At 71.1% G+C, this 9,965-nt stretch carries 5 protein-coding genes and 1 pseudogene; 3 read left to right on the plus strand and 3 right to left on the minus strand.

Annotated features, from left to right (window positions below; genetic code table 11):
• Positions 1-15: 15 nt before the first annotated feature.
• Both AB0C33_RS33380 and AB0C33_RS33385 read left to right on the plus strand, forming a co-directional pair.
• Positions 16-3,192 (plus strand): BTAD domain-containing putative transcriptional regulator, encoded by a 3,177-nt coding sequence (locus AB0C33_RS33380; protein ID WP_358294592.1) that lies wholly within the window; start codon positions 16-18, stop codon positions 3,190-3,192.
• A gap of 89 nt (positions 3,193-3,281) precedes the next feature.
• Complete coding sequence (locus tag AB0C33_RS33385; RefSeq protein WP_358294594.1) at positions 3,282-4,511, plus strand: FAD-dependent monooxygenase; 1,230 nt, start codon at positions 3,282-3,284, stop codon at positions 4,509-4,511.
• Here AB0C33_RS33385 and metG read toward each other — a convergent pair.
• Positions 4,456-6,237: a methionine--tRNA ligase gene (metG, locus tag AB0C33_RS33390; protein ID WP_358294597.1), complete on the minus strand. Its 1,782-nt coding sequence runs from the start codon at positions 6,235-6,237 to the stop codon at positions 4,456-4,458. The genes AB0C33_RS33385 and metG overlap by 56 nt on opposite strands.
• Before the next feature lie 119 nt (positions 6,238-6,356).
• Positions 6,357-7,577, minus strand: coding sequence for a glycosyltransferase (locus AB0C33_RS33395; protein ID WP_358294599.1), 1,221 nt, complete (start codon positions 7,575-7,577; stop codon positions 6,357-6,359).
• A gap of 160 nt (positions 7,578-7,737) precedes the next feature.
• On the opposite strand from AB0C33_RS33395, the gene AB0C33_RS33400 reads away from it, so the two are divergent.
• A complete protein-coding gene (locus AB0C33_RS33400) occupies positions 7,738-9,225 on the plus strand; it encodes a hypothetical protein (protein ID WP_358294601.1) in 1,488 nt (495 codons plus the stop codon).
• Here the strand turns inward: AB0C33_RS33400 and AB0C33_RS33405 are convergent.
• Positions 9,161-9,965, minus strand: a pseudogene (locus AB0C33_RS33405) (phospholipid carrier-dependent glycosyltransferase); the annotation flags it as partial. The gene AB0C33_RS33400 and the pseudogene AB0C33_RS33405 sit on opposite strands and share 65 nt — an antisense overlap.

A 9,965-nucleotide genomic window follows, 5' to 3' on the forward strand; every position in this document is an offset into this window, starting at 1 on the left:
TCTAAAGTAGCCTCCATGCGCTTCGGCATTCTCGGCAGCACCCGGGCATGGGACGCGGCCGGCGTCGACGTACCTCTGGGTGGTCCGGCCAGGCGCGCGCTGCTGGCGTTGCTGCTCGTCCGTCCGGGCGAGATCGTCAGCCAGGACCGCCTGATCGACCTCCTGTACGGCGACCGCTCGCCGAAGAACGCCCAGCACGCCCTGCACTCCCAGGTCTCCCGCCTGCGGGGCGACGGGATCCCGGTCGAGCTGACGCCCGCCGGCTACCGGCTGCCGGCGGCCCCCGGCGACATCGACGCCGGCCGTTTCCTGTACCTCGCCGACACCGGCCGCGCCACCCTCCTCGGCCACCACCACGCCGAAACCGACAGGGCGGACGACGGCCGGGCCGACGCCGCCCTGGCCGGGACGTTGCTGCGGGAGGCGCTGGCCCTGTGGCGGGGGCCCGCCTTCGCCGACCTCGACCCCGTGCACGGCGCGCCGCTGGAGGAGCGCCGCCTGGCCGCGCTGGAGGACCGCATCGAGGCCGACCTGCGCTGCGGCGGCCACCAGGGCGTCATCCCCGAGCTGGGCGAGCTGGTCCAGCGCCACCCCCTGCGCGAACGGCTGCGCGGCCAGCTCATGCGGGCGCTGCGCGCCGACGGCCGGCCGGCCGAGGCACTGGTGCTCTACGAGGAGACCCGGCGGCTGCTGGCCGATGAGCTGGGCGCCGATCCCTCCCCCGAGCTCGCCGCCCTCCACCAGTCCCTCCTGCGCGGCGCGCCCAGCACGCCCCCGGCCCCGGCCCCGGCCCCGGCGCAACGGCCCGGGACGGGCCCAGCGGCGGTGCCGCTGCCCGGCAGGCTCACCAGCTTCGTCGGCCGCGACGGCGACCTGGCCGAGGTCCGGACGCTGCTGGCCGCCGCCCGTCTCGTCACGCTGCTCGGCCCCGGCGGGGCGGGCAAGAGCCGGCTGGCGGTCGAGCTGGCCAGAGACCACCGCGACGCCGTCCTGGTCGAGCTGGCCCCGCTCGGCCCGGGGGCCGACCTCGCGCGAGCGGTCCTGGCCGCGCTGGGCGTACGCGACGGCGCGCTGCTGGGGGCCGCGGCGCTGGGCGCGTCCGGTGAGCCTGATCCCCTGGCCCGCCTGGTCGCGGTGCTCGCCGATCGGCCCGCCCTGCTGGTCCTGGACAACTGCGAGCACGTCGTCGGCGAGGCCGCGGCGCTGGCCGAGCGGCTGCTGTCGGCGTGCCCGGCGTTGCGCGTGCTGGCCACGAGCCGCGAGCCGCTCGCGATCACCCCCGAACACCTGTGGCCGGTACGCCCCCTCACCCCCTCCGACGCCCGCACGCTCTTCACCGACCGGGCCAAGGCCGTACGTCCTGGTTTCACCCCTGGTGAGCCGGTCGAACGCATCTGCGCCGCGCTCGACGGCCTCCCGCTGGCCATCGAGCTGGCGGCCGCCCGCATGCGTACGCACGAGGCCGGCGAGCTGGCCGAACGCCTGGCCGGTCAGGGCCGGTTCAGCCTGCGCGGCAGCCGTACGGCCGACGCGCGGCACCAGACGTTGCGCGCGGTCGTCGCCTGGAGCTGGGAGCTGCTCACCGAGCCCGAACAGGCCATGGCCATGCGCCTGACCGTCTTCTCCGGCGGGGCCACCGCGGCCGCCGCCGCGGCCGTCTGCGGCCTGCCCGAGCACCTGCTCGACTCGCTGGCCGACAAGTCGCTCCTGGAGGTGTCGGGCGGCCGCTACCGCATGCTGGAGACGATCCGGGCGTTCTGCGCCGACCGGCTCGGCGCGGAGGCCGCGACCTTCCGGCGGGCGCACGCCGCGTACTTCCTCGCCCTGGCCGAGGAGGGCGACCCTCGGCTGCGGGGCGCGGAGCAGTTGCCGTGGCTGGCCCGGTTCGCGGCCGACCACGACAACCTCCAGGCGGCGCTGCGCTGGACGGTGGAGCAGGGCGAGGTGGCGCTCGGGATGCGGCTGCTGGCCGCGCAGACGTTCTCGCTGTGGATGCGCGGCATGCGCGCGGTTCCCGCCAAGGAGGCGGCGGCCCTGCTGGAGGCGGCCGGTCCACGGCCCGACCCCGCGCTGGGGGACGCGTACCTGCTGACCCTGCTCACCGCGGCGAGCGGGCGGCGCGAGCTGTGGGAGCGCCACAAGGACGGCGCCGAGACGATGATCGCGGCGGACGGCCTGCGGAACCCGGTCGTCACCTGCCTGTGGCCGATGGTCACCTCGGCGTCGGTCGACCCCGCCGTCACGATCGCGCTGATCCGGCGCGGCGAGCGCGGCCCCGACGCCTGGGAGACGGCCGCCACCCGGCTGATCTGGGCCTACCCGCGAATGGCGGCCGGCGAGTTCGCCGCCGCCGAGGCGGACCTGAAGGCGGCCCTCCAGGGTTTCCGCGGCCTCGGCGAGCGCTGGGGCTCGGCGATGACGCTCGACGCCCTGGCCTGGCTGGCCAGCACGTGCGGCGACGAGGCCACCGCGCTGGCCCGCACCGAGGAGGCCATCACCCTGGCCGAGCAGCTCGGCGCGGAGGAGGACCTGGCCGACCACTACTGCAACCGGGGCGACTACCGCATCCGGCACGACCTGGCCGGCGCGCGGGCCGACTACGAGCGCGCGGCGGAGCTGGCGGGGCGCACGGGCGGCGCGATCCTGCCGGCGGCCCTGCGCGGCCTGGGCGACGTGGCGGTACGCGAGGGCGACCTGGTCCGGGCCCGGGAACTCTACGAGGATGCGTTGCGCCGGTCCGACCCGGTCTGGGTGAAGACGTCCGGGAACATGGCCAGGCTGCTCGTCGGGCTCGGACGGCTGGCCGCGGCCGAGGGCGACACGGCCGGGGCGCGGGCCTCCTACCTGCGGGCGATGGAGAGCACGGTCACGTCGGGCGCGCTGTCGGAGAGTGTCAGGGCGATCGAGGCGCTGGCGGTGCTGGCCTTCGACGACGATCCGGCGGCGGCGGCCACGCTGCTCGGCGCCGCCGTCGCGATCCGCGGCATCGACGTGCCCGAGGACGAGCACGTCGCCGGGCTGTCGCGGCGGCTGCGCGAGGCGCTGGGCGAGCAGGCGTACGCGGAGGCGCGACGGGCGGGCGTGCGGCTCTCCCACCGGGAGGCGCTGATGCTGGCCGGCGTCCCGGCGGAGGTCATCGACGCCTCCCCCCTGCACTCCCTCGACGACTTCCCGCTCCACGACCCGGCCTGAGCCCCGAGCAAGGAGGCGGTGAGCGGGGCCGGGGCGGCGGTGAGCGTGGGGTGAGGGGGCGGTGAGCGGTGCCCGGCAGGCTCTCGGGCATGGACATTCTGATCTCCGGCGCGAGCGTCGCCGGTCCCGCCCTGGCCCTCCACCTCATCCGCTCCGGCCACCGCGTCACCGTCGTCGAACGCGCCCCCGCCCTGCGTGAGGGCGGCTACTCCGTCGACTTCCGCGGCGAGGCGCACATGACCGCGCTGCGCGCGCTCGGCATCCTCGCCGACGTCGAGCGCCTCCAGACCCACATGGGCGACATGTCGTACGTCAACGAGTCCGGCAAGAAGCTCGCCTCCGTGCCCGGCGACCTGTTCTCCGGCGACGTCGAGATCCTCCGCGGCGACCTGGCCCGCATCCTGTACGACGCCACCAAGGACCGCGCCGAGTACGTCTTCGGCGACTCCATCACCTCCCTGGCCCAGGACGCGGACGGGGTGACGGTGACGTTCGAGCTGGGCGCGACGCGCAGGTTCGACCTCGTGGTGGGCGCGGACGGCCTGCACTCCAACGTGCGCTCGCTGGCCTTCGACGCGCCGGAGGCCGCCGTCACCAGCCACCTCGGGCTCTACTGCGCGGTGTTCACCCTCGACAACTACCTGGGCCTCGACCACACGGGCCTGCTCCACAGCACGCCCGGCAAGACGGTCGGCCTCTACAGCGCCAGGAACAACACCGAGGCCAAGGCCATGTTCTACTTCGGCTCACCGCCGCTGGAGCACGACCGCCGCGACGTCACCCGGCAGAAGGAGCTGCTGGCCGAGGCGTACCGGGGGGTCGGCTGGGAGACGCCCAAGCTGCTGCGCAGGATGTGGGACGCCGACGACTTCTACTTCGACTCGACCAGCCAGGTGCACCTGGACTCGTGGTCGCGCGGCCGGGTGGTGCTGATCGGCGACGCCGCCTGCTGCCCGTCGCCGCTGTCGGGCATGGGCACCGGCCTCGCGCTGGTCGGCGCGCACGTGCTGGCGGGCGAGCTGGCCGCGGCCGGCGGCGACCACCGGACCGCGTTCGCCCGCTACGAGCAGGAGGTGCGCGCCTACGCCACCGGCTGCCAGAAGTCGGCCGTGGGCGTCAGCAAGTTCATGGTGCCGGAGAACCGGCTGATGGCCTGGTTCATGAACCAGAACTACAAGATCATGCCGTATCTGCCGTGGAAGGGCGTGATAGCGAAGTCGGTCAGGAAGACCGCCTCCGCCATCACGCTCAAGGACTACGACCTCAGTCGGCCAGCCGGCCCAGCTCCTCTTCGACGACCTTCTGGTCGAGCTTCTTGAACAGCGGCACGGGCGGCGCGAGCGGGGTGCCGGGCTTGATCGGCCGGTGCTCCCAGCGCGCGGCGCCGTCGTACTCGCCGGTGATGACGGGGTAGGGGGCGCCGCCGTCTTCGTCGACCTCGCGGATCTCCGGCATGCCGGACCAGACGCCCTGGCCGCCGAGCATCGAGAAGACCTTGTTGGACGAGCCCGGCAGGAACGGCGTGAGCATCGTCTTGGCGTCGTCGACGACCTGGAGGGCGACGTGGAGGATCGACTTCTGCCGCTCGATGTCGTCCTTGAGCTTCCAGGGCTCCTGCTCGGCCAGGTACTTGTTGGCCTCGCGGACGACGTCGAACGCCTCGGTGATCGCGTTCTTGAACCGCGACCTGCCCAGCTCGGCGCCCACCGGGGCGAACGCGTTGCGCGAGCGCTCCAGCATGGCCCGGTCGGCGTCGGTCAGGTCGCCGGCCTCGGGCACGACGCCGAAGTTCTTGGACGCCATCGAGATCGACCGGTTGACCAGGTTGCCCCAGGCGGCGACGAGCTCGCCGTTGTTGCGGTTGACGAACTCCTGCCAGGTGAAGTCGGTGTCCTGGTTCTCGGGGCCGGCCACCGCGATGTAGTAGCGCAGGGCGTCGGCGTCGTAACGCGCCAGGAAGTCGCGCACGTAAATTACTACTTGCCTGGAGGAGGAGAACTTCTTGCCCTCCATCGTCAGGAACTCGCTGGAGACCACCTCGGACGGCACGTCGAGCGCGCCGAGCGCGCCGGGCGAGCCGCCGCGCGCGCCGATGCCGCTGTAGCCGAACAACATCGCCGGCCAGATCTCGGCGTGGAAGACGATGTTGTCCTTGCCCATGAAGTAGTAGCCGCGGGCGTCGGGGTTCTGCCACCACTGGCGCCAGGCGTCGGGGTCGCCGGAGCGCCTGGCCCACTCGATGGAGGCCGACAGGTAGCCGATGACCGCGTCGAACCACACGTACAGGCGCTTGTTGGGCTGGTCGCGCCACCCGTCCAGCGGGATCGGCACACCCCAGTCGAGGTCGCGGCTGATCGCGCGGGGCTGGAGGTCGCCGAGCAGGTTGAGGGCGAACTTCAGCACGTTGGGCCGCCACTCGCCCTGCTTGGACTGCAGGTAGGAGCCCAGGACCTCGGCGAAGGCGGGCAGGTCGAGCATGAAGTGCTCGGTCTCGACGAAGACGGGGGTCTCGCCGTTGATGCGGCTCTTGGGGTTGATGAGCTGGATCGGGTCGAGCTGGTTGCCGCAGTTGTCGCACTGGTCGCCGCGCGCGCCGTCGTAGCCGCAGATGGGGCAGGTGCCCTCGATGTAGCGGTCGGGCAGGGTACGGCCGGTCGAGGGCGAGATCGCGCCCATCGTGGTCTTGGGGAAGATGTAGCCGTTGTCGTAGAGGCCCTTGAAGATCTGCTGCGTGACGGCGTAGTGGTTCTTCGTCGTGGTCCGGGTGAACAGGTCGTAGGAGAGCCCGAGACCGGTCAGGTCTTCGGCGATCACCCTGTTGTACCTGTCGGCCAGCTCGCGGGCGCTGACGCCCTCCTTGTCGGCCTGCACCTGGATCGGAGTGCCGTGCTCGTCGGTGCCGGACACCATCAGCACCTTGTTGCCCGCCATCCGCTGGTAGCGGCTGAAGACGTCGGACGGCACGCCGAAACCCGAGACGTGCCCGATGTGGCGGGGGCCGTTAGCGTACGGCCACGCGACGGCGGTCAAGATGTGCTGGGACATGACCTAAGCCTACGGGGCCCGGCCCCGCTCCTCGTCCAAACCCCCAACCCCCGCGCGGAAAGACGGAAGCCGGCGCCGGCACGTGGCCGGCGCCGGCTCCCACCGGGACGCGGAGGACCCTAGCGCTTGGTCTTCTCCAGGGAGACCGCCTCAGCGGCCTCCTCGGCCGCCTTGGCGGCCACGTCGATCGAGCTCTCCTTGGTACGGCGGATGCCGAGGATGCTGATGAACAGCGAGGCGAAGATCGTCTGGAAGCTCATGACGAGCGCCGTGGCGGCCGGGACGACCATGCGCAGCGACTCGCGCGGGTCGAGCGCGCCGAAGCTGCGCACCTGCCAGTGGACCAGCGACATCACCAGGCCGACCAGACCGGCCAGCGCCAGCAGGCCGCCGACCACGAGGCCCTTCTCCAGCGTCACGATGTCGATGATCTTCCGGATCCGCCGCGACTCGGGCAGGAAGCCCTCCTCGGCCGCGTAGACCTTCGTGAACACCGCGAACAGCGCCGCCTGGAAGCCGATCACGACCAGCGCCGACGACCCGACCAGGGTGTCGACGTCGAAGGCCAGCTCGCCGATCTCCACCGGCCCGAACGTCAGCGCCGTGCCCGCGATCAGGCCGAGGACCATCAGGAACACGCCGGGGTAGAAGAACAGCCACTTGGGGCTGTAGAGCAGCAGGAAGCGCAGGTGGCGCCAGCCGTCGCGCCAGGAGCGCAGGTGCGGCGGGCGCGAACGGCCGTCGGGCGAGAGCGTGGTGGGCACCTCGCGCACGTCGAGGCCGGACAGCGTGGAGCGGACGACCATCTCGGAGGCGAACTCCATGCCCCCGGTCTGGAGGTGGAGGCGCAGGATCGAGTCGCGCCGGAAGCCACGCAGGCCGCAGTGGAAGTCGCCGATGGCCGACGGGAAGAACAGCCGGCCGATGAACGACAGCACCGGGTTGCCCAGGTAGCGGTGGAGCGGGGGCATGGCCCCGGGGGCGATGCCGCCCTTGAACCGGTTGCCCATCACGAGGTCGGCGCCGTCGCGGAGCTGCTCGACGAACGGGAGCAACGAGGTGAAGTCGTAGGAGTCGTCGGCGTCGCCCATGATCACGTACTTGCCGCGGGCGGCGCGGATGCCGCCCATGAGGGCGTTGCCGTAGCCCTTCTCGTCGACGTGGACGACACGGGCACCGGCATCACGCGCGAGCTGCTGCGAGCCGTCCGTGCTGCCGTTGTCGGCGATCAGGACTTCCCCTTCGATTCCGTGCTCCTCCATGCACGCCAATGCCTTGCGCACACAGACTTCCACGGTCTCCGCCTCGTTGAGGCAGGGCATGACCACCGTCAGTTCCACGTCTCAACCCTTCAGTAATAAGGCTCTTCCAGTGAACCATCATGCCCTGTGCCCGGCGTGCTCGGGTCAAGACCTAAAAACGACTGGCATTCTTTACAGCATGGTGAGCGTCGCGGAGATTACCCCTGTGGACCACTCCGCTCCTGGCCGGGCAGCTCGCGTGCTGTCCCTCGTGCGCCGTCATCGCGTGTTCGCCGTGGCCTTCGGCGTCGGCGCCGTGCTGCGGCTGATCACCATGCTCGGTTACGGCCCGGCGATGTGGTTCAACGACTCCTACGAGTACGTCAACGTGGCGCTGCACCCCAGGCCCCACCCGATCAGGCCCGACGGCTACAGCTTCTGGCTGATGCTGCTCAAGCCGTTCCACAGCTTCACGCTCGCCATCTTCACGCAACACCTGATGGGCCTGGCCGCGGCCGCGCTCATCTACGCCCTGCTGCGCTGCAAGTTCGCGCTGCCCAAGTGGGGGGCCACGCTCGCGGCGGCGCCGGTGCTGTTCGACGCCTACCAGATCCAGCTTGAGCAGATGGTCATGTCCGACACCCTGTTCACGCTGCTGGTCGTGGGCGTGGTGACGCTGGTGCTGTGGAAGCGGCGGCTGTCGTGGCGGGCCGGGATCGTGGTCGGGCTGCTGCTCGCGCTGACCTGGCTGACCCGGTCGATCGGCATGCCGATCCTCGGGCTCGTGGTGCTCTACCTGATCGTCCAGCGCACGGGGTGGCGGCCGATCGTGGCGGTCATCGCGGCGTGCGCGGTTCCCGTTCTTAGCTATATGGGTTGGTTTTCGACAAATTACGGCAAATTCGCCATGACCAACAGCGACGGGCTCATCCTCTACATGCGTACCGCGATCTTCGCCGACTGCAACGAGATGAAGATCGACAAGTACAAGGAGGTGCAGCTTCTCCTGTTGTGCATCAACGACCCGGTCAACCAGCGCAAAGACTACGCACAGTGGTATCTGTGGGGACAGGGCAACGGCGACGGCACGGGCACCGGCGAGGTCCTCCACCGGTGGGGCATCAACAAGAAGTTCAGCGGCATCACCAACGACGCGGCCAGCGCGTTCGCGACGCGGGCGATCCTGTCCCAGCCGGGCGACTACCTGAAGGTGGTCGCGCGCGACTTCTTCCGCTCCTTCCACTGGGGACGGCCGCGTTTCCCGGACGAGTCGACGTACAACATGTACCAGTTCAAGCCCTATTACGAGGTGGACGACACCGGGCGGCCCAAGCGCCTGCCGAAGTGGTCCTCCTACGGGGGCGGCCACACCGACACCGACGCGTTCAGCTACGAGCAGGGCCCGCCCGAGACCAGGATCGTCCACCCGTGGGCGGACATCATGAGCGGCTACCAGAAGATCTTCTACCTGCGCGGCATCATGCTCGGCGGCATCATGCTGATCGGCCTGTACGGCATCGTCGTCCGCTGGCGCAGGTTCGGCGGCCCGGTGGCGCTGCCCTGGCTGGGGGCGTTCGGGCTGTTGCTGGCCCCGGCGGCGACGGCCGAGTTCGACTACCGCTACGTGCTGCCGGCCGTCCCGCTGGCCTGCATCGCGGCGGCCATCACGCTGCGCAAGGGCGTCACTTGGGGGCGGCGGTCACCCAGGAGCGCATCAGCATCCGAGCCCACCACTGTGTCTGCGTGAGCGTCTCGGCCGTGAGCACCGGCTGCAGCCACCAGAAGTTGATCAGCACGATCATCGCGAACGCGCCTGCGAACGCCGCCCCGACGGCTCTGCGCGTGGGCGGCGCGTCGGCCCGGCCGAGCACGAGCCCGGCCATCAGCACGACCGCCAGCACCATGAACGGCACCACCGGCAGCATGTAGAACAGGTACATCGTGCGGTCGTCGGCCAGGGCGTAGTAGAACCAGGGCAGCCAGCCCATCGCGTACGCCAGCAACACCGCCCCGGCCCGCCAGTCGCGGCTCCTGGCGTACAGGACGGCCGTGCCCGCCAGCGCGAGCAGCGCGCCGAACCACAGGGCGGGGGTGCCGGTCCCGTGGATCGCCTGCGCGCACGCGGAGGCCCCGCACGCCGACGGCGGCACGTCGGCGGGGTAGTAGAACGACACCGGACGGACGAGCAGCGGCCACGTCCAGGGGTCGGACATGTACTGGTGGTACTCGTGCACCCCGCTGTGGAAGGTGAAGACCTGCCACTGGTACTGGACCCATGAGCGCATGGAGTCGAACAGGAAGAAGAAGGGGCCGGAGGAGGTGGCCTGGTCCCAGTTGCGGCCGTAGCCGCCCGCGGAGGCGAACCAGCCGGTCCAGGTGGCCATGTAGGCCACGAAGGGGATGACGGTGAAGGAGAGCAGGGCGTGGGGGAGGTCTTTGTTCCAGGCTCCGGCGTAGGGGCGTTTGAGTCCGATGGCTCGGCGGGCG

Source organism: Nonomuraea sp. NPDC048881, assembly GCF_040649795.1.
Taxonomy (GTDB): Bacteria; Actinomycetota; Actinomycetes; order Streptosporangiales; family Streptosporangiaceae; genus Nonomuraea.